Here is a 22,353-nt window from a genome sequence, read left to right as displayed (position 1 = left end):
TCTTCGCTAATCCGACCTACGTTGTTTGGCGATAGCTATGGCGTAGGTCGGATTAGGCCAAAGGGCCGTAATCCGACATTTTTTCAGGCTACGCCGCCCCTTCGGACTGCAGGAAATCTTCCGCAAACCGCTGCAACACACCACCAGCGCTGTAGATGGACACTTCTTCAGCGGTATCCAGGCGGCAGACGACCGGAATGCGCTCGGTGCTGCCGTTCTTCCGGTGGATAACCAGCGTGAGCTCGGCGCGAGGTGCGGGGGTGCCTTCCACGTCGTAGGTTTCGGTGCCGTCGATGCCCAGGGTCTTGCGGGTGGTGCCTTCCTCGAACTGCAGGGGCATAACACCCATGCCGATCAGGTTGGTGCGGTGAATCCGCTCGAAGCCTTCGGCCACGATGGCTTCTACACCCGCCAGTGCTACGCCCTTGGCGGCCCAGTCACGGGAGGAGCCCTGCCCGTAGTCGGCACCGGCGATGATGATCAGCGGCTGCTTGCGATCCATGTAGGTTTCGATGGCTTCCCACATGCGGACAACCTTGCCTTCCGGCTCGATGCGGGCCAGGGAGCCCTGCCTCACGTTGTCGTTTTCATCCCGGACCATTTCGTTGAACAGCTTCGGGTTGGCAAACGTAGCACGCTGGGCGGTCAGGTGGTCGCCCCGGTGGGTGGCGTAGGAATTGAAGTCTTCCTCCGGCACACCCATTTTGTGCAGGTATTCACCGGCGGCACTGTTCATCATGATCGCGTTTGAGGGCGACAGATGGTCGGTGGTGATGTTGTCCGGCAACACCGCCAGCGGACGCATGCCCTTGAGGGTTTTCTCACCCACCATGCCGCCTTCCCAGTACGGCGGACGACGGATGTAGGTGCTCTGCGGGCGCCACTCGTACAGCGGGTTGGTGTTGGCCTGGGCATCCCGGGTGATGTCGAACATCGGGATGTAGGTGCTGCGGAACTGTTCCGGCTTCACGCTGGATTTCACGATGGCATCGATTTCCGCGTCGTCCGGCCAGATGTCCTTCAGGGTAACGGGATTGCCGTCCTGGTCGTAACCGAGGGCATCTTTTTCGATGTCGAAGCGGATGGTGCCAGCAATCGCATAGGCAACCACCAGCGGCGGCGACGCCAGGAACGCCTGTTTGGCGTAAGGGTGAATCCGGCCGTCGAAGTTCCGGTTACCGGAAAGTACCGCTGTTGAGAACAGGTCACGGTCCATAATTTCCTGGGCGATTTTCGGATCCAGGGCGCCGCTCATGCCGTTGCAGGTGGTGCAGGCGAAGGCCACCACGCCGAAGCCGAGCTGTTCCAGCTCGGGCAGCAGTTTGGCCTCTTCCAGGTACATTTTTACCGTTTTGGAACCCGGCGCCAAGGAGGTTTTCACCCAGGGCTTACGGGTCAGGCCCAGCTTGTTGGCGTTGCGGGCAATCAGGCCTGCAGCCACCATGTTGCGGGGGTTACTGGTGTTGGTACAGCTGGTGATGGCGGCGATGATGCACGCGCCATCCGGCATCTTGCCTTCTTCCTGCTCCCATTCACCGGCAATCCCGCGTTCTGCCAGCTCGGATGTGGGCAGGTGCGCATGGGGGTTGGACGGGCCAGCCAGGGTGCGGGCCACTTTGGACAGGTCAAACTTCAGCACACGCTCGTATTCGGCGTTTTTCATGCTGTCTGCCCAGAGGCCGGTTTCCTTTGCGAAGGTCTCAACCAGAGCAACCTGATCGTCTTCACGACCGGTCAGCTTCAGATAATCGATGGTCTGGCCGTCAATGTAGAACATCGCAGCGGTGGCGCCATACTCCGGAGTCATGTTGGAGATGGTGGCACGGTCCCCCACGCTGAGGCTGTCGGCACCTTCGCCATAGAATTCCAGGTAAGCGCCTACCACTCTTTCCTTGCGCAGGAATTCGGTGATAGCGAGGACCATATCAGTACTGGTGATGCCCGGCTGCAGCTTGCCAGTGAGCTCAACGCCCACGATGTCCGGCAGGCGCATCATGGAGGCGCGGCCCAGCATGACGCTCTCGGCTTCCAGGCCACCAACGCCGACAGAGATGACACCCAGGGCATCGACCATCGGGGTGTGGCTGTCGGTGCCAACACAGGTATCCGGGAAAGCTACGCGCTTTCCTTCCCCATCCGGCCGATTCTGAACCACCGGAGACATCTTCTCCAGGTTGATCTGATGCATGATGCCGTTGCCGGGAGGAATCACGTCCACGTTCTTGAACGCGGTCTTGGTCCAGTTGATGAAGTGGAAACGGTCGTCGTTACGGCGGTCTTCTATCTGACGGTTCTTCTCGAACGCGTCTTTCTCGAAACCGGCGTGCTCAACGGCGAGAGAGTGATCCACGATTAGCTGTGTGGGCACTACAGGGTTCACCTTGGCTGGGTCACCGCCCTTCTCGGCGATGGCGTCACGCAGGCCGGCCAGATCCACCAGGGCAGTCTGGCCGAGGATGTCGTGGCAGACCACACGGGCCGGGTACCAGGGGAAGTCCAGGTCGCGCTTGCGTTCGATCAGCTGCTTCAGGGAGTCCGTCAGCACCTCGGGATCGCAGCGGCGAACCAGTTGTTCCGCCAGGATTTTGGAGGTATACGGGAGTTTGTCATACGCGCCGGCCTGGATGTCTTCCACGGCCTGGCGGGTATCGAAGTAGTCCAGGTCGGTGCCTGGGAGGGGTTTGCGGTAGTCGGTGTTCATGGGCGATACCCTGATTCTGGTTTTGTCGGATTACGCCTGCGGCTAATCCGACCTACTTGTTTGGTGGCGTTAGCTTGTAGGTCGGATTAGCCGCAGGCGTAATCCGACACTCAGGCATCAATTCACGGCCGTTCGTCGATCGGCACCCACTTCGAATCCGCCGGGCCAGTGTAATCGGCGCTTGGGCGGATGATGCGGTTGTTCTCGCGCTGCTCTTTCACGTGGGCGGTCCAGCCGGAGACGCGGGACATCACGAAGATCGGGGTGAACAGTTCGGTCGGAATGCCCATGAAGTGATAGGCCGATGCGTGGAAGAAGTCTGCGTTGCAGAACAGCTTCTTCTCGCGCCACATGACGGCTTCACAGCGCTCGGATACCGGGTACAGCACGGTATCACCCACTTCTTCCGCCAGCTTCCTGGACCACTGCTTGATGATGGCGTTGCGCGGGTCGGATTCCTTGTAGATCGCGTGGCCGAAGCCCATGATCTTTTCCTTGCGCTCAAGCATGCCCAGAAGACCTTCTTCGGCCTCTTCCGGAGTCTGGAACTTCTGGATCAGCGCCATGGCCGCTTCGTTTGCACCACCGTGCAGGGGGCCTCGCAGGGTGCCAATGGCACCGGTAACGCAGCTGTGGATGTCAGACAAGGTGGAGGCACAGACACGGGCAGTGAAAGTGGAAGCATTAAATTCGTGCTCGGCATAGAGAATCAGGGAGACGTTCATCACCTTCTCGTGCAATTCGCTGGGCTTCTTGCCGCGCAGCAGTTCCAGGAAGTGGCCGCCGATAGAGTCCACGTCGCTCTCAGTTTCAAGCCGAACGCCTTCGTGGGCGAAGCGGTACCAGTAGGTGATGATAGACGGGAACACCGCCAGCATGCGGTCGATCTTGTCGTCCTGCTCGCTGAAGTCTTCTTCGGTTTCCAGATTGCCCAGCATGGAGCAGCCGGTGCGCATCACATCCATCGGGTGCGCGTCTTTAGGGATCTGCTCAAGCACGGTTTTCAGGGCAGCCGGCAGGCCCCGCAGGCTCTGGAGCTTTTTCTTGTAGGCGTCCAGTTCCTGGCGGTTTGGCAGTTTGCCGCGCAGAAGCAGATAGGCGATTTCCTCGAACTGGGCTTTTTCGGCCAGATCTGCGATGTCATAGCCACGGTATGTCAGGCCCGCACCGCTCTGGCCAACGGTACACAGGGCGGTTTCACCAGCTACCTGGCCACGAAGGCCTGCGCCGCTCAGTTTTTTTGCTTCAGCCATTGTTGTCTCCCACCTTTATCTTGTTTGGGGTGTCGGATTACGGCTTCGCCTGATCCGACCTACGTAATTGTTGCTGGATTTCGGGTTTGAATGTCGGATTACGCCTGAGGCTAATCCGACCTACATTCGCAATGTCGAAATCTTTGTAGGTTGGATTAGCTGGAGGCGTAATCCAACAAACTTCATTTAACCCTTGCTCTGCTGGAAAAGCTGGTCCAGCTTCTGCTCGAAATCGTGGTAGTTCAGGAAATCGTACAGCTCCATCCGGGTCTGCATCAGGTCAACCACGTCTTTCTGGTCGCCCTTCTCCAGGATGCTCTGGTAAACAGTCAGGGCGGCCTTGTTCATGGCGCGGAAGGCGCTGAGCGGGTAAAGAACCATGTCGGCGCCGGCTTCGGCCAGTTCCTTGCGGTTGTACAGCGGTGTGGCTCCGAATTCAGTGATATTGGCCAGAATGGGCACGTCCAGGGCTTCAGAGAAGGCCTTGTAGTGTTCAAGCTCAGTAACCGCTTCGGCGAAGATGCCGTCGGCGCCGGCTTCGATGCAGGCCTTGGCGCGCTCGATGGCGGCTTCGAGGCCTTCTTTCTGGAAGGCGTCGGTGCGAGCCATGATGAAGAAGTCTTCGTCTTCACGGGCATCCACGGCGGCCTTGATCCGGTCGACCATTTCTTCCTGGGACACGATTTCCTTGTTCGGGCGGTGGCCACAGCGCTTCTGGGCAACCTGATCTTCAATATGGACAGCGGCGGCTCCGGCACGTTCCATCTCGCGGATGGTGCGGCCGATGTTGAAAGCGCCGCCCCAGCCGGTGTCGATGTCCACCAGCAGCGGTACGTCGGTAGCTGCGGTAATACGCCGAACGTCCTCGACCACATCGTTCATGGAGGTCATACCCAGATCCGGCAGACCATAGGAGGCGTTTGCGACGCCGCCGCCGGACAGGTAAATGGCCTGGTGGCCGACTTTCTCGGCCATCATGGCGGCGTAGGCGTTGATGGTGCCGACAATCTGCAGGGGCTGGTTGTCTTTGAGCGCTTTGCGGAAGCGGGCGCCGGGGCTGAGTTTGTTGGACATGGTGTTGGCCTCTTCTGTTTTTGGATTCTTGTTGTCGGATTACGCCTCTGGCTAATCCGACCTACGTTAAATGGTTAGTTCGCCTTCCTGGATCTTTTTCTCGATGTTCTGTCTTGCTGCGTTGATATGGCGTTTCATCAGAAATTCGGCGAGTTCACCGTCGCGCTGGGCGATGGCCTCGACGATACGGCGGTGTTCGCCGAGAGCCCGCTGGGGGCGTCCGGTGGAGGTGCTGAGACGGTATCGGTACATCCGTACCATGTAATAAAGATCACCAAGCAGCATCTGGGCAAGTTTGGTGTTGCGGCTGCCGGTGGCGATTCTGTGGTGGAAGTCGTAATCCCCTTCGGCCTGGTAATAGGCCTGGCCCTGGGCTTCGTCGATCATGCGTTCGTGGGTGTCGAGGGTTGCCTGAAGATCGGCAATTTCCTGGTCGGTCATGCGCTCGGCGGCCTGTCGAGCGGCCAGCCCCTCCATCACTTCGCGTATGCGGTAGAGCTCCATCAGCTCGGAGGCGCTGACTGAAACCACCTTGACGCCGGCGTGGGGGCGGCGCACCAGAAGGCCACGGGATTCAAGACGGCCGAGTGCTTCACGCAGAGGGCCGCGAGTAAGATTGAACCGTGAGCACAGTTCCAGCTCGCCAATTTTTTCACCGGGCGCCAGCTCACCCTTCACGATTGCCGTTTGCAGACAATCAAAAGCCTCATCGGCGCGGGTGTAGGTGGTAGACAGTAACTCAGCCATAGGTTGTCAACAAAACCGGGTTGATTTTGAGCAAAGCTACGCCTGAGCGGTCATATTGTCAACAATATTGGTTAAATTGAGCCTTAGATTGTTTACAATAGATGAAATCAATCAATAGATCTGGCGTTCGGCAACCGTTGGCGGTGTGTATTGATATAACCAGGTCTCCGTCAGCGGCTCGGCGCCCAGCTTGAGGTACAGGCGGATATTGATAGGTTCAATGGAGTCATCCGGCACCAGGTCGAACATGGCCCGGTAGCCGTCGATTGCAGACAATGGTCTGGCGGAGGTAATCTCAACCTCTCCCCTGCTCACACTGATGACGGGCTCTACATCCGCATTCTTGCCAAGCATTTCAAGCGCGCCACCCGCGAAATCAACAGCAAAACGCCATGAAAAGTAGGTTCGTTTCTGGCCCACGACACCACCCAGACCCGTCCGGGTTGCCCGCACTGTGGCCAACTCATAGGGCTGTAACGGAGCTTGCTCGCCCCAGTGCAGGCGGTAGCTGAAGAGGTACTCCCGGCCTGGCAACAGAGGTTTTTCCGGGTGCCAGAAGGCGACGATGTTATCGAAGGTTTCATCCACGGTGGGGATTTCCACCAGATCAACACTGCCCCGCCCCCAGTCTCCGCGGGGCTCCACCCAGAGGCTGGGCCGGCGATCGTAAAACACGCCGTCATCCTGGTAGTGGTCGAAATTCCTGTCGCGCTGCAACAGGCCGAAGCCGACGGGGTTGATATCCTGGAAACTGTTGAACCGGAGATTCGCAGGATTCACCAACGGCCGCCACAACCACTCGCCGTTGCCGTTGCGTATGGCCAGGCCGTCGGAATCGTGTATTTCCGGCCGCCAGTCATAGCCCATGCGATCGTCATTTTCACCCACCTGGTACATGCTGGTCAGCGGCGCAATCCCTGCACGGGTGATTTCCGTTCTCGGGTAAAGCGCTACATCCACGTCCATGACCATATGGCGCCCGGGGTCGAGCACGAACGCGTAGGCGCCGGTGGTGCTGGGAGAATCCAGCAGCGCCCATACCCGAAGCAGTTGGCTGCCTGGTGCCGGCTTTTCCAGCCAGAATTCGGAAAACCGGGGAAACTCTTCTTCGCGATCCATGCCGGTATCAATCGCCAGCCCCCTGGCCGACAGACCATACTGCATCTCTGAGCCAACCGCCCGGAAATAGCTGGCGCCCAGGAAGGCGGCCAGATCCAGGGCAAAGTTGTTGTGGTAGTGAATCCGAAAACCGGCGTAGCCCAGGTCCTCTGGCAAATCGCCCAGAGGCTGATCGCCGTTGTACCGGAACAGATCCTGTCTATAGGCCAATTCGGTAGCTTCACCATCAACCACTTCATGAATTTTGACGGGCTGCTGGAAATAAAGTCCAAGGTGGAAGAGCTGAACCTGGAAAGCGGTATCGTCGTCACGCCACAGCGCCTGGTCGGCCAGAAAAGCAATAGCCTGGTAGTCATCCCAGGGGAGAGTTTTCAGGGATTGGGGTAACTCACCTTCATGGGATAGATACGTCTCGGCTGCCAGTGCCCGGGCGCGGCCCTTTAACCAGGCATAGCTGAATGCATGGGGCCGGCTGCCAGGTACCGGTTGAATGCCGGCACCGTGCACGAAGGGCACCAAAGGTAACGAGCCGGCACTCATCAGTGCCGCCAGCCCTTTGATCAGCGTTCGTCTGTCCATTGTTCTCGCCCCTCCCTTGCCGGGCTATAGAGTGCCATAGAGAAGATCACGTGGACTATGTACGAACGAAAAAAGACAGAGAGCCCAATCTGGAAAGCGCGGGCGTCAGATCGCCAAGGACATCGAGAATGAAACATCCGGCAGGGACGGTTTGTCCATTTCGGTGCCGGATACATCAAGAATCCGACCGACACTCATGCGTGCTTCAAAGCCCGGCCTATGGAGCTGTAGCGCGACCTCTCCGGTGCTCGCGTTGAAGCTCTCGTCGCGGGCTCCTGAGGAGGGAGCCCAGCCCTTCAGAACCGAGACAATGACATTGGAATGGGTCGTGTCCATAAACGGAATCGAGTAACCCGGACTGCGAGCGTCGAAACGAACCCAGCCTCCTTCTGCCACATAGAGTGACTGGCCATTAAACCCGTGCATCATCGAAGGACCGGCAATCTGCAGTTCTTCAGCCGACACAAGATCCTCGGGTGCAAACTGGTATCGGCCCTCCAATCCCATATCCCAGTGATAGACCGTCCGGTTAAGCGAGGCCGATAAAGCCAGCTTGTGGTATCGGTTGCTTTCATAACTACGGGTCGTTGTTGTAACCGATTCACGATGCTCCGTCCCGCTGAGTGCCGTAAGGTGCGTTCCCGCCAGGAACCCCCCCGGCAATTGCCGCTTTCCAGCGCATCGCAGTGCAAAACTGGACAGTTGGTAAGAAGTGTCCGACGCCCAGGCTGAACCTTTATAGGCGCGTTTGGTGACCGTAGAGTGACTGAACACACTGTCGACGTTGATCCCTTCCCATGACAACAAGGGTCGACTACCGGAGAGTTTCATTCCCTGATACTCGGTCTGGGAATCGGTTCGCAGACCGGCGTTATCCTCAACACCGACCTGCTCGGAGTTCTCGACCGAGAACTTCAGGCTGCTGCCCGCGACTGGAAGCGAATACCTCAGACGAAGTGTCTTTGACTCTGCCTCATCACGGCGGGCGACGGAATCCCGAAAATCCAAGGCAAGGTCATGGCTGGACCAGATAATGTTGCTACCGGCCAGATTCAGACGCCCCCTTGCCCGCTCGTTGTCGTGATTGGAGCTCCCCGAAAACTTCAGCCGTGGTTCCAGATAGCTGGCGACAGACTTGAGCAGCCTATCCGGACGCTGGTCGAGGGCTGCCAGAGGACTGGCCAACAAATCTGGCAAGGAACCTGCGCTGGCGGAAGCGCACCAAATAAGTGCAAAAAAGCAGAGAGGTCGCACAAGAGACGCCTGATCAGATGAATCTTCAGTAATGATGAACTTTAAGAGACTGTCGGTCCTCAGACCATAGCTCTTTGCTAAAACTTACAATTTTCCACACTCCCCTGCATTTGTCGTTACAACTTGGGTAAACTCGGCACACTTTGTGATAGAACAATTATTGATTGGCTTACGCAGATGCGTTGAGCAGCCCACAGGCCGTGAAACCGACCATCAAAGGACGAACGATATGATCAAAAAATGCCTGTTTCCCGTCGCCGGCTACGGCACCCGTTTTCTTCCGGCCACCAAGGCGATGCCCAAGGAAATCCTGCCGGTGGTGAACAAACCTCTGGTTCAATATGGCGTTGAGGAAGCCGCGGAAGCCGGTATTCATGAATTTGGCTTCGTAACTGGTCGGGGCAAGCGGGCTATTGAAGATCATTTCGACATCAGCTACGAGCTCGAACAACAGATCGCCGGCTCTGGCAAGGAAGAGCTGCTCACCTCCATCCGAGACCTCATTGATCACAACAGTTTTGCCTTTACCCGGCAGAATGAGATGAAGGGCCTGGGCCACGCCATTCTGACCGGTCGGAATCTGGTGGGTGACAACCCGTTCGCGGTAGTGCTGGCGGATGACTTCTGCATTGGCCCCGAAGGTGAAGACGGCGTAATGGCGCAGATGGTTAAACTTTATAATCAGTTCCGCTGCTCAATTGTTGCGATTGAAGAAGTACCGGCTGACGAAACTCACAAGTATGGAGTGATTGCCGGTGAATCCATGAAAGATGGCCTCTATCGAATCACCGACATGGTGGAAAAACCAGCCCCGGAAGATGCCCCGAGCAACCTCGCTATCATTGGGCGATACATTCTTACGCCGGACATTTTCGAGATTATTGAGAAGACCCCGGCGGGCAAGAATGGTGAAGTCCAGATTACCGATGCCCTTCTCGAACAGGCGAAAAACGGTTGCGTGCTGGCCTATCAGTTTAAAGGGCGCAGGTTCGATTGCGGCAGCATTGATGGCTTTGTGGAAGCGACCAACTACGTCTACGAAAATATTTACAAGAAAGGCAAATAAGAAACCCGGGGCAAGATCAGCTGCCCAGGATTTGCAGAATCATTCGCCGGTTTTCCATACTTGTCCTGCGGAACCGGCGAAGAAGCTCCGCTTCTTCCGTAGTAAGCTGGACCTTCTCGAGGACTTGTTCCAGCTCATCCAGCGACTCCAGAAGTTCGTCGCTCTTATCCAGGGCAATACCGGGCAGCTCAAGTTGCCCATGGTCCTCAGGCTTTTCTGGCTCCCAGTGCTGAATGGGTTGCGCATGTTGCATGGCCATTTACCTCGTCATCCAAATCGGGATGCTTGTCCCGATAATGCCCTGCGAAGTGAATCGATCCGGAAATGTAACGTACATATAGCTTTGCACACAATCTGCCTATACTGAAGATGGCAACAACCCAACAGGCTATTTATGGTGGCAAGAACACTGGATATCGACTCGGCATGGGAGTTGGTACTTAGCGCAGTTAACCGCAGCAATGTGACACTGCCATTGCCGGGAACTGACAAAGAAGCAGTAAAACTCAATGGCCACGGTGCCTGGCACCTGATGCAACCGGCCACTGGCGAGGCGAAGGATCTGCTCTCGGTGTTTCTTCCCCTGTGTCGACCCGTGCCAGATGATGGTCGCCCCAAAGTCATCGGCCAACTGGGCCAGAGCCTCGACGGGCGGATTGCGACGGTGACCGGCCGCTCCCGTTTCATCAACGGCGACGACGGGATTACCCATCTACACCGGATCCGCGCGGTGTCCGATGCGGTCATCGTGGGTGCCGGCACTGCCTCCACCGATAATCCCCGCCTGACCGTACGCCGCACCAGCGGTCGCAACCCGGTACGTGTGGTTATTGACCGTCACCATCGCGTACCGGACAGCCATCACCTGTTTACCGACGGTGAAGCCCCCACCCTACGTTTGGTGGCTGGCCAGTACGAGAAAAGCGAGAACCCGTCTATCGGTCCGGGTGTTACCGAGATTCCCTGTCTTGGGGACGCGGACGCTGAGCAACCCGTTGATCCAAAATTGATCGTTCAGGTTCTGGCGGATTTCGGTTTGAAAAAGTTATTCGTGGAAGGGGGCGGCGTCACCGTCTCCTCGTTTCTCAACGCAGGCTTGCTGGACCGGCTACATGTGATGGTCGCGCCCATGATCATCGGCAGCGGCAGACCAGCCTTCTCGCTTCCCGAGATCGACTTTCTGGATGATGCCTTGCGGCCGCGGGCGCAGCTTATAAACCTCGGCAGCGATATGCTCTTCGACCTCGATTTTTCCCGTGACACGTAGGTCGGATTAGCCAAAGGCGTAATCCGACAAACAATCCGAACTTACCCGTTCTCCGGCCGGCCAGTGAACAAAAAAACCATTCCGGGCAAACTGGAAATCAACACCAACGCCCCATACCCCACACTCAGCGCCACCCCCTGCTCCGCAGGCAATCCGGCCATAGGCCAGAGCACCGCGGCGGCGCCCTCCCGGATACCCCAGCCGGCAACCGTTAGCGGTATGACCATGCTCAGAAGGAGAATACTGCCAAGGCCGGCAATGATGGCCACCGATGCCGCTGTATCGAGATAATCCGCCCCCCAGGCGAGGCAGAGGAATACCCCAAGATAGGTCGCCAACACCACTAACGAAGAGCCAATCTGAACCGGCAACACCATGCGGTTCAACAACGACAGATACAGATCGCGCCGCAGGCGCTGCAGGTAATCTGCAATCCCCACTTTCAGTGCGAGCCAAAAAGCGACGACAACAAAGAGAATACCGACACCGAGCCACAACCCACCATTCCAATGACCAGTAGTCAGCTGCCCGGAAGCGAGAAGCCAAGCGACAGAAATGGCAACCACCACCAGCACCAACTGGCCCGAGAAACGCTCGATGGCCACCCCATGGACGGCTGAGAGACGTTCGCCGGCTCCCGTTCCATGGCGCCATGCCCGGTTTACATCACCAAGGACGCCACCTGGCAGAACCTGGTTGAGAAACGTGGCCAGATAGTATTCCCGGACGGCAACGCCATAGTCGAGAGGTAATCCAAGCCTCTCTACGGTGTAACGCCAACGCCAGGCAGAGAGTGCCACCTGAACGACCGTGAGCACCAGGGCAGGTACCAGAACATACGGAGAAAAACCGGCGAGCTCCTGCCAGAGCGCGCTCGCATCCACGGAGCGGATAACGAATCCGATGATCAATACAGTGAACAACCACCTGACCGCCAGCCGTACCCGCTTTTGACGCAGTTCCGTCAAGGCAGCTCCCCGGGTGGCAATGCCAGCAGATCCAGATGCCGGACCACAACCTTCAGTTTGCCCTCAGACAACTGACGGTTCCGGGTTTCCAGCCAGAGGGTCAGTCGGTCTCTGTCTGCCGGAGACTGCTCGATGGCCGCCTCGGTCCAGCCCTGCATGAGCATCCTGGCCAACGCCTGATCCTCGCTGCTTAAAGACCAGGGGGATTCCGCCAATTTAACCCGGTAACCTTCCGCTTGAAGCAGGTCCTTAAGAACGATCGGGGCGTCCGGCCCAAGCGCCGCACCGGTACCCTTGTCGGCGTGCTGGTGTTGATTCACCAGAGTCTGAAGCAGCTCATCGTCGGGATGACCAGGGGACAATTCAAAATGCCCTGCATAGCTCAGCACGATCAGCATCGCTGCGTTCCTGCGCGACGCCGCCTGGCTGAGGGCTTTCAGCCACGGTTCTGAAACAAGATCAATCAGTGCTGATGCCGTAACAAGGGCAAGCTGGGCAGGCAGATGTTGCTCCATATTCTCTGGCGACAACTGCACGGTTCGGGTTTCAAATGGCACATCCAGTAATTCCACCCGCTGTCGGGCCTCGCGCAGTAGCGCAGCATCCTGATCCAGAGCCAGCCAGCTTTGAGGCACCTGCAACGGAGGGACCAGGAACAGGGCGTTGGAGCCACGGCCGGTGCCAATGTCGACAATCTGCATCGGGCAATGGCTTTCAGGCGGCAGGCTTTCGTAGTGACTGAGAAGCCACTGGTTTAGCTCATCGGTCAATTCCCTTGAGCGCGCACGATGGTCTGCTGCCTCCCGGGCCGCCAGCCAGTCGCTCTCGAATTCAGAATGCTGGTGCAGGTGGGGAGGAAGCCCCCGGAAGTATCGCAACGCCTCGCTAACGTCCCTGGCGGTATCAGCCCATGAGCGAATCCGCCTGGATTCTCTGGCGGCAAGTTTGCGGCAATGCTCGAACTGATCCGGATGTTCCAGCCAGTTCCTGATACGGGCCTGGAGGGCCCTGACATCGCCGACGCAATACTGAACCACCCCCGGTCTCGCTGAGGTTGCGGCAAGGGCACCGCCATCAGAGGAAATGACGGGCAGCCCCTCGGCCAACGCCTCATCAATCACCATGCCATAGCCCTCGTAGAGCGACGGCAGTACAAAGAAATCAGCCTGCTGGTAGAGATCGGCAAGGCTGGTCTCGTCCACTTCACCGACCAGTTGAATCCTGTCTCCCAGGCCGGCTTCTGCAATCGCCCGACGCACCTGTTGGCTGTATTGTGGATCACGACTGTCAGATCCTGCCAGCGTACACTGCCAAGGGAAGCTGATGAGACTTTCCAGCGCTTTCACCAGTTGGTGCTGGGCTTTTCTTGGTGACAGGTGGGCGACACAGAGAATGTGGGGCCCATTGTTTTCAGGAGTTTCGTTTCGGACTTTCGGGTTCTTGGCTCTGGAAACACCCGGCTCAGCAATCCGAATAGCCTCGGCCGGCACATCGTAATCCGCCAGACGGTCGGCAGTGTGTCGGCTGGTGGTGATAACACCCTTCACAAACCCGAGCGCCCGCTTTTCAGAATCAAAAAACCACTGCCTGTCGGCTTCACCGATGCCTGTTTCGTCAGCAAGGGGGTGATGTACAAGAGCAAGCAGATTCAGGCGCTGGGAATGCTTTTCGACGATTCCCGGCAGGCCACCCATGGCAAGGCCATCGAGTAAAACAGAGGTGCCATCGGGCAGGCTCGCAAGTTTTTGATCCATCGCGTTGCGGGCAACCTTGTCCGGGCGCGGAAACTGCCCCGGTAAACCACTTACCCGGGCCACAACACCGACCTCGCAAAGCGCCTCAACCAGCTTGCGGACATACCGGTAGCCGCCGGTATTCTGCTCCGGATCGCCCGGAACCAGAAACTCGACGGAACCCGGTGCATCAGATTCCGGCATGGTAGCTGGCCCAGGCAATGTGGGATTCAGAGAGGGTGACTTTCAGGCTGACAATCCCTTTCCCTGTCTCACCCAGCCGGCCACCATGAATGGCTGCCGCCATACGATCGAACACCAGTTTAGCCATGAACTCAGTGGTGGTATTCCGGCCACGCAGTTCCGGCAGCTCGTCCAGGTTCTGCATATTGAATTCGGAGAGGATGTTGTTAAGAAGCTCGGAAGCCAGGCCGATGTCGACCACCAGGTCGTCTTTATCCAGTTGGTGACGCTCAAAAGTCACGTCCACCACATAGGTGGCACCATGCACCTTCTGCGCAGGACCAAAGATCTCTCCATTGAAGCTGTGGGCAATCATCATGTGGTCCCGGACCGTCAAACCGAACATAGTCTCTCCTTAGCAGGTAATTTGGATAATCAATAAACAACGCGATGGCAGAGAGTCTCCCGGCCATCAATCAGAATTCGTGCCATGGACTTTGGCAAATCATCAAACTTGCACTCGCCGGTAATCAGCGCATCCAGTGCATCGTCCTGGAGCAATTCCAACGCGAGCGCCAGGCGTTTGCGATAGCCCCATCGTGGGACTCGGGAGGGCACAATCTGGCCCACCTGACTGGATTTCAGGGTCAGGCGCCGCGGGTGGAATGCGGCCCCCAAAGGTGCAGATACCAGCTGATCACCGTACCAGCTCATTTCCACAATGGTCGCCTCCTGCCCCGCCAGCTCAAGGGCGGTCTCCAGGCCCGACGGGTGGCCACTGGCATGGATCACCAGGTCGTGATCATCGGCGCCGGATTCGCTGCTGAAGGTCAGCCCCAGTTGTTCGGCAACGGCCTGTCTTTCTGGATTCGTGTCGATTGCGGTAACACGGGTTCCCGGGATACGGCTGGCCAGCCAGGCGACGAGCAGACCAACCACACCGAGACCAACCACGGCAATCCGATCACCGACCGCTGGCGCTCCATCCCAGAGGCCGTTGACCGCGGTTTCCATATTGGCCGCAAGGATTGCTCGCGCGGCGGGCAAGTCTCTCGGCAAAGGCGTTACCGCCGACGCCGGCACTCGGTAGCAATTCTGGTGCGGATACAGGCAGAACACCGTTTGCCCCATTAACTCGGCAGGCCCTTCCACAACCTTGCCAACGTTGGCGTAGCCGTACTTCACCGGCCAGGGGAAATCCCCCGCCTGAAAAGGTGCACGCATTGCCGAGTATTCACTCCTGGGGACCCGGCCATGAAAAACCAGTGATTCGGTACCCCGGCTGATGCCGGAATAGAGGGCCTGAACAGTGACCAGCTCTTCTTCCTTTTCACCACCCGGCTGCTCAAGCGGTGTTTCCTGAATCTCGCCCTTGCCAGCGCCGGTTACCCACCAGGCCCGGGCCATTGTCTTCGTATCCGGAACATCAGAATCGCGTTGCAATGGGAACTCCTTTCTCTTCACAGTATCTGTTCGAGGTCCTTCCCGGGCTGAACCTTCAGGTCTGAACGCGGTCAATGCTCGTACGCACAATCAGACATATCAACTATAGTCAGTGTACAGCGCATCCGGGGTGTTTGATGTCTGCAAACCTATACGCTGGAGTTCAGTGATGGATTCTAACGGCCATTCAGCTTCCCACAGGATTCCCCTGCCACTGGACCTCACCTGGGGTTTTGGTCTTGTCGCTCTGCTCTGTTTGGCCACAGGCTGGCTGACCACCCCGCCAGGGCTTTTCTATTTGCTGACAACAGCACTGTACCTGAGCGTTTCTGTCCTTGTTATCCGCGCCTGGCCCGAAGCCCGGGATTTCGGCTGGGCAAACCGGGCAACTCTCCTGAGGGGTTGCCTGATAATAGTACTGGTAGCTCTGGCCCCATTCGCCGACCAACTGACTGACAGCCTCTGGCTTTATGGCTGGATGGCTTTGTTGGCGCTGGTTCTCGATGGCGTAGACGGCAAAGTAGCGCGAGCCACCGGCTCCCAGAGCGAATTTGGCGCCCGCTTCGACATGGAACTGGATGCCCTGTTTATTCTCGGCCTCAGTGTTGCTGCCCTGGCGCTGGGCAAGGCCGGTCCCTGGGTTCTGGCCCTGGGCCTTATTCGCTATGCCTTCGTTGCTGCGAGTCACTTCCTCGATTGGCTGAACGCCCCGCTGCCTGAGAGTTTCAGACGCAAGACGGTTTGCGTTTGGCAGATCGTTACCCTGCTGGTGGCCGTGTTGCCGCCGGTCAATGCGCTGTTCGCCAGTATCACGCTTGCAACTGCTCTCGCACTGCTTGTGTGGTCGTTTTTCCTGGATATTCACTGGCTTTATCAGAGGAGACATCCCAATGATGTTCATTAATCGGAAAACCCTCACCCGCTCTGCCATTGCCCTGCCTGCGGCACTCGCATTGAGCCCGGCAGCCATGGCCGAGCCGCAGAACTTTGTCGTCGATGACGAACACTTTTCGATGTTCTTCGAGATCATGCATATCGGTTACGCCCCGGTGATGGGCATGTTCCGTGAAGTCGAGGGCCAGTTCGTTTATGACGAGGAAGCCAGGGAGCTCGAATCCGGACAGCTGGTGTTCCAGAGCGACAGTGTGTACACCAACCACAAGAAGCGTGACGAACACGTTCGCAACGAGGATTTCCTCGACGCCGACGAGTATCCGGAGATTACCTTTACTATTACCGACTTCGAAACTACCGGCGAGAACACTGGCAAAGTAACGGGCGATCTGGAGTTACTTGGCCAGACACGGCCCGTGGTGCTGGATGTGACCCTCAACAAGGCTGACGTCTACCCTTTTGGTCATGAGGAATACACGCTGGGCATCAGTGCCTCCACCACGCTGAAACGCAGTGAATGGGGGATGACCTACGGCCTTGATGGCGCGATGGTCGGTGATGAAGTCAAACTGCACTTTGGTTTTGAGGCCATTCGGGAATCCGGCTTTTTCTGATGTCTGGGTAATTGGAATGTGACCCGCCGCACAACACGGACACATTCTGTTACACAAAGAGCCCGGATTTTTGGGGTGCGGCGTAAATCCCGTTATCTTTAAAGCTACAACAATAATCAAGGGACCTGCCGCATGTCGGGTAAGGTTGTTATTCTTCTGACACTCGTAACCGCTGGTGTGGTTGCCACGGGGTATTTTCTTTCCGCTGACAACCACTCCGATTTCAGTTGGTTTACGAACGTGGCGAACTCAGGCGAGACAGCGACCGCCCGAAACGCAGTGTCGGCAAAGCAGCTGTCAGCCGATCCCGCAGGTGAGCCGGAGCCACCGTCGGACAGCGCCCTGGGTTTCATGCTGGCCAGTGTTGCCGATCAATACGCCGAATCCATCAAATACCCGCCGTGGTCTGTGCCTCTCAGCTCGGAACAGGCCAACGCTTACCGTGGCAATTACTACGAGCCGGTCAGCCTGCCACTGGAAGGCGATGGGCAGTTTACCGTCACCCTAGAGAAATACCGGTTTACAGCCGGTGAACGAATTCTTGTTGCGGCAGCTATCCAGGGTTCTCAGATCGTTGGTCGCACGCTTTCTGCCACTCTGGAGAGGCCGGATAGCCGGGATGCCCTCGCCAGCACCACTCTGGAGGAAGCCGGCTCGCCCGGTTACTTCGAGGGTACATTGTCCGCCGACCATGCAGCAGGTGAATACCGCCTTATCGTCGAAGCCCGGCTTGATGGCAAGCCGGTTCGCCATGTCTCAACAATGGCTATTGAGCCTTATCTGGGAGAATTCGAGGGGCTCGGCGATGCCCGTATCCAAGGCAACAACCTGATTATTCCCGTTCGGTTCTCCCCTGAAGACTCCGGCTATTACGCCCTTTCGGCACAGCTGTTCGTCGGCCAGCGTCCGGTTGCCCAGCTGCAGATTGAGAAGAGGCTGGACAACACCTCGAACACGATCAATCTGAAGGCGCACGGCACGGTGTTGGCCAACCAAACGGTGGACGGTCAGCTGCAGCTGAAAAACCTGCAGATTCGCCAACTTCCAGCCAGGCCAGGTGACCGGACCAATTACGCTTTCGGCCCCGACGAGGGCTACGCGTTCACACCTCCGGATCTCGACAGTCTTACCGATACCCCGGCGGTGGATCCCGAATCGGAACAACGGGCGGCTCTGCTCCGGCAGCTTGCCGACAAGTTCTGATGGCAGGGCGCAGGCTCTGCGCCGGCTAACGCCGGTCTGTACCGCCCCAAATGGCGGATAAACGTCTTTTGACAACAATAAATCAGCAAAGACGGAGCAACTATGAAAACAACAAAGATCAGAAGTGCCTGTAAGGCCGCCCTGGCGGTCGCTATAACAGGCAGCCTGTTTGCCGGCACCGCCCAGGCCCAGCTGGCCGGACACAATGTGATCCTGGTGCACGGCTTCCAGCAGGACGACCTGGCCAATCCTCCCGCTAACCTCCAGGACGTGAAAAACGCCGGCGAGGACTACTGGCGCACCTTCTGGCTTTCCCGGGCCGAGGCCCGTATCGACTGGGGCAGTGATAGGCGAGTTGAAGGTGGCATTGCCCAACAAGCCTATGAACAGATGCGGCAGATCAGTCAGCAAGGCTTGTGCGACAACTACTGTATTGTCGTTTCCCACTCCACCGGCGATCTGGTTACCCGTTATCTACTGGAAAACCAGGCCCGCTGGCTTCAGTCCGAGGGCCTTCAGCCCCTGAAGATCCTGGCAGCCCTGGATTACTCAGGCGCAGGCGGTGGTACTGAACTGGCCAACCTGGCATTGAGCCTTGCCTACAATGACAGCTGGTACAACTGGCCCCTCCGGGCGGCTGTTGAAGCCTTCACAGGCATTGAACCAGAGCCGGGCAAACTGGGTGTGGTAAACGACCTGCAGACCAACGCAGCGCGCAACCTGGCGGTGAGCCCTAATTCAATCCCCAGGCTGCGCTTCGTGGCCGGTGGCTCGTCCTATGGCGGTATCACCAAGCCGTTCATCGCAGGGACCGACGATGGCGTAGTACCCACCCACTCGGCCTGTGGTGCTACCTCCGCTGCCGGCATTGATTCCTGTTCCTCCAGCATCAGCCTGGCGGGTAAGGTAACGAGCCAGAATGGCCCGGCCGCTCTGTACTTCAACCACTATCCGGTACTGATGAACGAAGGCGTCACCCACAGCGGCGTCCTCGGCTCCGAGACCGGCAATATCTCGGTGCCGGTGGTCAACAACACCACCCTAAACGGGTTGCAGGTGGATTTCGCCAGCCGCACCTACAACAAGCGCGCCTGGTGGCAATGGTGGGGCTCCGGTGACCGGTACATTGAGGTACCCGGCTCGGACCAGACGGATATGTCCAATCTGGTATACACCACGCTGAACAACTGAACCTGACGAATGGGGTCAGATGAAAATTTCATCTGACCCCGAAAACGAAAAGCTCAGGACAAGCCGTTCCCCACCTTGGTAGTTCTACCCATCTTTTCTTTTTAGTTCGCAAACTATACATTGGTTCGCTTTCCCGTTTGACTCACCCACTGCCGGCAAGCGATATCCGATGTCTGACACCCACAAATCCGACCTGCTACTGGTTGTTGTCACCCTCTTTGCAGCTATCAGCTGGATGTTCTCCAAAGAAGCCGTGCTGCTGATGCCGCCTCTGATGTTCATGGCCGCCAGGTTTTTGATTGCCGGCACAGTGCTCGCATTGTTCGCCCGCTGCTCGCTGATGAAACTGAGCGTGGATCAACTTCGTCGAAGTGTGGGAGTCGGCCTGGTGTTCGGCACGGCAATGACCTGCTGGGTGATGGGGCTGGTTCATATAACCAGCCTGGGCGAAGGAGCCTTCCTGACTAGCCTGGGCGTCGTGATTGTTCCCATTATTGCCCGCCTGGTGTTCAAGGAAGCCCAGCCTGCGAGTACGTGGCTGGCCATTCCCATTGCCGTTGCCGGACTTGCGCTGCTGTCCCTTGAGAACGGCTTCCGACCTGAAGCTGGCCAGATTTTCTTTGTTATGGCAGCGACGATCTTCGCCCTGTATTTCAATCTCAATACCAGGGCGGCCAACCAGAGAACGGTGATTAACCGGGCGGGCAAGACCGTGGAAAAGCATCGGGTCCCCGCCCTGCCGCTCACGGCCATTGCGCTGCTGACGGTCGGCGTGCTCACCCTCATTGAATCCATGATCATGGAACCCTGGCAGCCTACCCTGAACAACCTTTCGCCAATATTGGTCTGGTGGGTGGTGGCCAGTGCCGTCATTGGCACGGCTGGTCGGTTCCTGCTTCAGACTTTCGCCCAGAGCCTGTCCGCAAACAGCCATGGCGTGGTAATTCTGGTGCTGGAACCGGTGTGGGTCGCCCTGTTCGCTGCAGGCTGGTTTGGTGAGTCCATGACCAGTATCCAACTGGCCGGCTGCGGCCTCATCTTCGCAGCATTAATCGTTAACCGCTGGGCGGTGCTGAGCAAAGCGATCAAGGAAAAACTCCGCAAGCGGAAAACCGCATAAAAGAGGTTGACCAGCCTCGGCCGAATCAGTATATTTCGTCCCCGTTGCAGGACACAGGACCATAGCTCAGTTGGTTAGAGCGCTACCTTGACATGGTAGAGGTCCCCAGTTCGAATCTGGGTGGTCCTACCACTTTTCAATAAGTTACGTGGATTCTGCACAGCCCTTCTCAAAGTTTTCGCAAAATCCTTCTCTTATACAGTGTTTCATTTCATCTCAAATCGCGTCTTCAAAAGACCAATCAGCCTGTATGCAAGTAGCAATCTCTGGCGCTAAAACACGCCTCTTTGCACCCTAATCGGGAAGACGCCCCAGCACGCACTGAAGCATTACTGTAGTGATCCGACCCTAGGCGCAAATGTTTCAGAGGGTGGTATCGAGAATGTGACCTGCCCCAGTCTTTAATCCAACTGCTCCTAGTAATGTCCGGTACTTGACCCTGACCCCGAATTAGGTCCACCCAGAGTTGGAAAAATCCGGGGTAGGGTCACTCACATATATCTCAATGTGCCCAAGAGCTGGTTTGTCGAAATAGCTTACACCTACAAGGTTAATCCTGCCGTCATACTTTACTAAAACACCAGAGAACAGAGAGTTTTACATTCGCGGCATGTATTTTGCTGATCTATTTTTTTCGTTTATTAGACGGAGAAAATAATGAAAAAGCTATTCTTTGCAGCCTTACTTTTTGCATCTAGCTCGGCGATTTCGGCACCAATACCGCTTTCTGAAATTGTCAACAACACACAACCATTCTATAACGGCTTTTATGCTGTGAACGATGGCCTCAGAGATGCCTATGACGGATTTCAGAGATTAGAAAATTATGGTTCATTATCTGTTTCTCGCGAAGTTTTCACACTAGAAGATATTTTTTCTTATGGCGTATATGATTCATTCACAAATAACACAGGCAGTGTGATTAATCAGACTATTCGATATTTTACTAATCTGGGGTCTGATGATCAGCCTTATGTTAGTAGCACCACAGATTACACTTACACGACGAATGAAACCCAATTAGGCAGAGACCCAGCAGTGGCTTTTACCTTTGGGAAAAACCAATGGACTCTTGATAACTCGGAATTTTTACCATTCGGCAGTGCCTTTACATACCTGTATTATGATCTAACTGTTGATGCGGGAGAGACAGTTTCACTCCTTACATTTAGCTCGTTATACCTTGATAGTGTTGCTAACTCAATAAATGATCTTAAAAACGCAGAGCTCACAGCATTAGCGCTTAGCTTAGATCCAATATCTCAAGGTGTTTCAAGTCGCATGGTGAATAATGCCATTAACTATTCAGACGTAAAATCTGTACCAGAGCCAGGATCTCTTGCCCTTCTGTTTCTTGGTTTGACTGGAATTTTGTTTTCCAGAAAGAAGAAACTTGCCTAGCGCTCAAGCAAACCTACGATAAAAACCCCGTACTTATGCGAGGTTATTTTGAGCCTGAACGGCGGGATGCTAGCCGAACACGCGCTGGCAGGCTCAGTTCCCGTATTTCTGCTTGATAGCCTCTAGCCTCTTCTCATATTGCCACTTGTAGGCCGGGTCGCATTCACCGATACGGTCCATCCCGTTCTTGATCAGCTACGTTTCATAAAATCCGCCGCCGGCATCAATGGACCTCAGGGAATATTCTGATCGCCACTCCCAGAGGTTTTTGTCAGGCATGTACGTGAAATCGGTGCCTTTGCCCCATTTGTGCAGGTCGGTTCCGCCATTGAGATGATTTTGCTGTCCTTCGGTCTTGCGGCCCGATTTAACGAACTCAAGCGCCAAAAAGAGGAGGTTCAGCGTCAGTTGTTACTGTCCCTAAAGCGACAATACCGAATGGCGATTCGCGAATCACTTTTCACCCGCCTCCGTAAGCTTGGAAGCTTTCGAAATATACAGTGCGTAAGCTATTGATGTCGCGTAACAGTGCGCCGTTCGCTA

At 56.6% G+C, this 22,353-nt stretch carries 19 protein-coding genes and 1 tRNA gene; 9 read left to right on the top strand and 11 right to left on the bottom strand.

Going from position 1 to position 22,353, the window contains the following annotated elements; genetic code table 11:
• Positions 1 to 88: 88 nt before the first annotated feature.
• The 6 genes from acnD to CFT65_RS10885 all read right to left on the bottom strand — a co-directional run bounded on the left by acnD (position 89) and on the right by CFT65_RS10885 (position 8,670).
• Positions 89 to 2,701: a Fe/S-dependent 2-methylisocitrate dehydratase AcnD gene (gene acnD / locus CFT65_RS10910; RefSeq protein ID WP_088828077.1), complete on the bottom strand. Its 2,613-nt coding sequence runs from the start codon at positions 2,699 to 2,701 to the stop codon at positions 89 to 91.
• A 122-nt stretch (positions 2,702 to 2,823) separates the two neighbouring features.
• Positions 2,824 to 3,954, bottom strand: a complete 1,131-nt coding sequence (gene prpC / locus CFT65_RS10905; protein WP_088828076.1) for a bifunctional 2-methylcitrate synthase/citrate synthase — start codon at positions 3,952 to 3,954, stop codon at positions 2,824 to 2,826.
• Between the two features lie 186 nt (positions 3,955 to 4,140).
• Entirely contained in the window at positions 4,141 to 5,028 is an 888-nt protein-coding gene (prpB, locus tag CFT65_RS10900) for a methylisocitrate lyase (RefSeq protein ID WP_088828075.1), read from the bottom strand.
• A 66-nt stretch (positions 5,029 to 5,094) separates the two neighbouring features.
• Entirely contained in the window at positions 5,095 to 5,775 is a 681-nt protein-coding gene (locus tag CFT65_RS10895) for a GntR family transcriptional regulator (RefSeq protein WP_088828074.1), read from the bottom strand.
• A 111-nt stretch (positions 5,776 to 5,886) separates the two neighbouring features.
• Positions 5,887 to 7,473, bottom strand: coding sequence for a glucan biosynthesis protein (locus tag CFT65_RS10890; protein ID WP_172408461.1), 1,587 nt, complete (start codon positions 7,471 to 7,473; stop codon positions 5,887 to 5,889).
• A gap of 105 nt (positions 7,474 to 7,578) precedes the next feature.
• Positions 7,579 to 8,670 carry a ShlB/FhaC/HecB family hemolysin secretion/activation protein gene (locus CFT65_RS10885; protein ID WP_141103812.1) on the bottom strand — a complete coding sequence of 364 codons (1,092 nt, stop codon included), beginning with the start codon at positions 8,668 to 8,670 and terminating at the stop codon, positions 7,579 to 7,581.
• A 286-nt stretch (positions 8,671 to 8,956) separates the two neighbouring features.
• Here CFT65_RS10885 and galU point away from each other — a divergent pair, with 286 nt between their 5' ends.
• On the top strand, positions 8,957 to 9,793 hold the full coding sequence (gene galU, locus CFT65_RS10880; RefSeq protein ID WP_088828072.1) for a UTP--glucose-1-phosphate uridylyltransferase GalU: 837 nt from the start codon (positions 8,957 to 8,959) through the stop codon (positions 9,791 to 9,793).
• A 16-nt stretch (positions 9,794 to 9,809) separates the two neighbouring features.
• Here galU and CFT65_RS10875 read toward each other — a convergent pair whose 3' ends face one another.
• The gene (locus CFT65_RS10875; RefSeq protein ID WP_088828071.1) at positions 9,810 to 10,052 is read right to left on the bottom strand and encodes a hypothetical protein; all 243 of its coding nucleotides are present in this window, start codon (positions 10,050 to 10,052) and stop codon (positions 9,810 to 9,812) included.
• A gap of 135 nt (positions 10,053 to 10,187) precedes the next feature.
• Between CFT65_RS10875 and CFT65_RS10870 the strand changes: the two genes are divergently transcribed.
• Complete coding sequence (locus CFT65_RS10870; protein WP_088828070.1) at positions 10,188 to 11,060, top strand: RibD family protein; 873 nt, start codon at positions 10,188 to 10,190, stop codon at positions 11,058 to 11,060.
• Positions 11,061 to 11,101: 41 nt separating this feature from the next.
• Here the strand turns inward: CFT65_RS10870 and CFT65_RS10865 are convergent, their stop codons facing one another.
• The 4 genes from CFT65_RS10865 to CFT65_RS10850 are packed head-to-tail and all read right to left on the bottom strand — an operon-like array spanning position 11,102 to position 15,387.
• Entirely contained in the window at positions 11,102 to 12,028 is a 927-nt protein-coding gene (locus tag CFT65_RS10865; RefSeq protein ID WP_088828069.1) for a lysylphosphatidylglycerol synthase transmembrane domain-containing protein, read from the bottom strand.
• The gene (locus tag CFT65_RS10860) at positions 12,025 to 13,965 is read right to left on the bottom strand and encodes a glycosyltransferase (protein ID WP_088828068.1); all 1,941 of its coding nucleotides are present in this window, start codon (positions 13,963 to 13,965) and stop codon (positions 12,025 to 12,027) included. The genes CFT65_RS10865 and CFT65_RS10860 overlap by 4 nt, the downstream gene beginning before the upstream one ends.
• Positions 13,952 to 14,350, bottom strand: a complete 399-nt coding sequence (locus CFT65_RS10855) for a 6-pyruvoyl trahydropterin synthase family protein (protein WP_088828067.1) — start codon at positions 14,348 to 14,350, stop codon at positions 13,952 to 13,954. Before CFT65_RS10855 ends, CFT65_RS10860 begins: the two co-directional genes overlap by 14 nt.
• A gap of 29 nt (positions 14,351 to 14,379) precedes the next feature.
• Entirely contained in the window at positions 14,380 to 15,387 is a 1,008-nt protein-coding gene (locus CFT65_RS10850; protein WP_088828066.1) for a zinc-dependent alcohol dehydrogenase, read from the bottom strand.
• Between the two features lie 169 nt (positions 15,388 to 15,556).
• On the opposite strand from CFT65_RS10850, the gene CFT65_RS10845 reads away from it, so the two are divergent.
• The 7 genes from CFT65_RS10845 to CFT65_RS10815 all read left to right on the top strand — a co-directional run bounded on the left by CFT65_RS10845 (position 15,557) and on the right by CFT65_RS10815 (position 21,810).
• Positions 15,557 to 16,291, top strand: coding sequence for a CDP-alcohol phosphatidyltransferase family protein (locus tag CFT65_RS10845; protein ID WP_088828065.1), 735 nt, complete (start codon positions 15,557 to 15,559; stop codon positions 16,289 to 16,291).
• Positions 16,278 to 16,895, top strand: a complete 618-nt coding sequence (locus tag CFT65_RS10840) for a YceI family protein (RefSeq protein WP_088828064.1) — start codon at positions 16,278 to 16,280, stop codon at positions 16,893 to 16,895. Before CFT65_RS10845 ends, CFT65_RS10840 begins: the two co-directional genes overlap by 14 nt.
• Before the next feature lie 132 nt (positions 16,896 to 17,027).
• Positions 17,028 to 18,098: a hypothetical protein gene (locus CFT65_RS10835; RefSeq protein ID WP_088828063.1), complete on the top strand. Its 1,071-nt coding sequence runs from the start codon at positions 17,028 to 17,030 to the stop codon at positions 18,096 to 18,098.
• A gap of 102 nt (positions 18,099 to 18,200) precedes the next feature.
• Entirely contained in the window at positions 18,201 to 19,289 is a 1,089-nt protein-coding gene (locus CFT65_RS10830) for a hypothetical protein (RefSeq protein ID WP_088828062.1), read from the top strand.
• A gap of 169 nt (positions 19,290 to 19,458) precedes the next feature.
• Entirely contained in the window at positions 19,459 to 20,409 is a 951-nt protein-coding gene (locus CFT65_RS10825; protein ID WP_088828061.1) for a DMT family transporter, read from the top strand.
• A 55-nt stretch (positions 20,410 to 20,464) separates the two neighbouring features.
• Positions 20,465 to 20,541 (top strand) — tRNA-Val (locus CFT65_RS10820).
• A 525-nt stretch (positions 20,542 to 21,066) separates the two neighbouring features.
• A complete protein-coding gene (locus CFT65_RS10815) occupies positions 21,067 to 21,810 on the top strand; it encodes a PEP-CTERM sorting domain-containing protein (RefSeq protein WP_088828060.1) in 744 nt (247 codons plus the stop codon).
• Positions 21,811 to 22,353 lie beyond the last annotated feature (543 nt).

This window comes from Marinobacter sp. es.048, from assembly GCF_900188435.1.
In the GTDB taxonomy this organism is placed as follows: Bacteria; Pseudomonadota; Gammaproteobacteria; order Pseudomonadales; family Oleiphilaceae; genus Marinobacter.
Note: the sequence above shows the minus strand (reverse complement) of the source record. Positions and strands in the feature narration are given on the sequence as shown.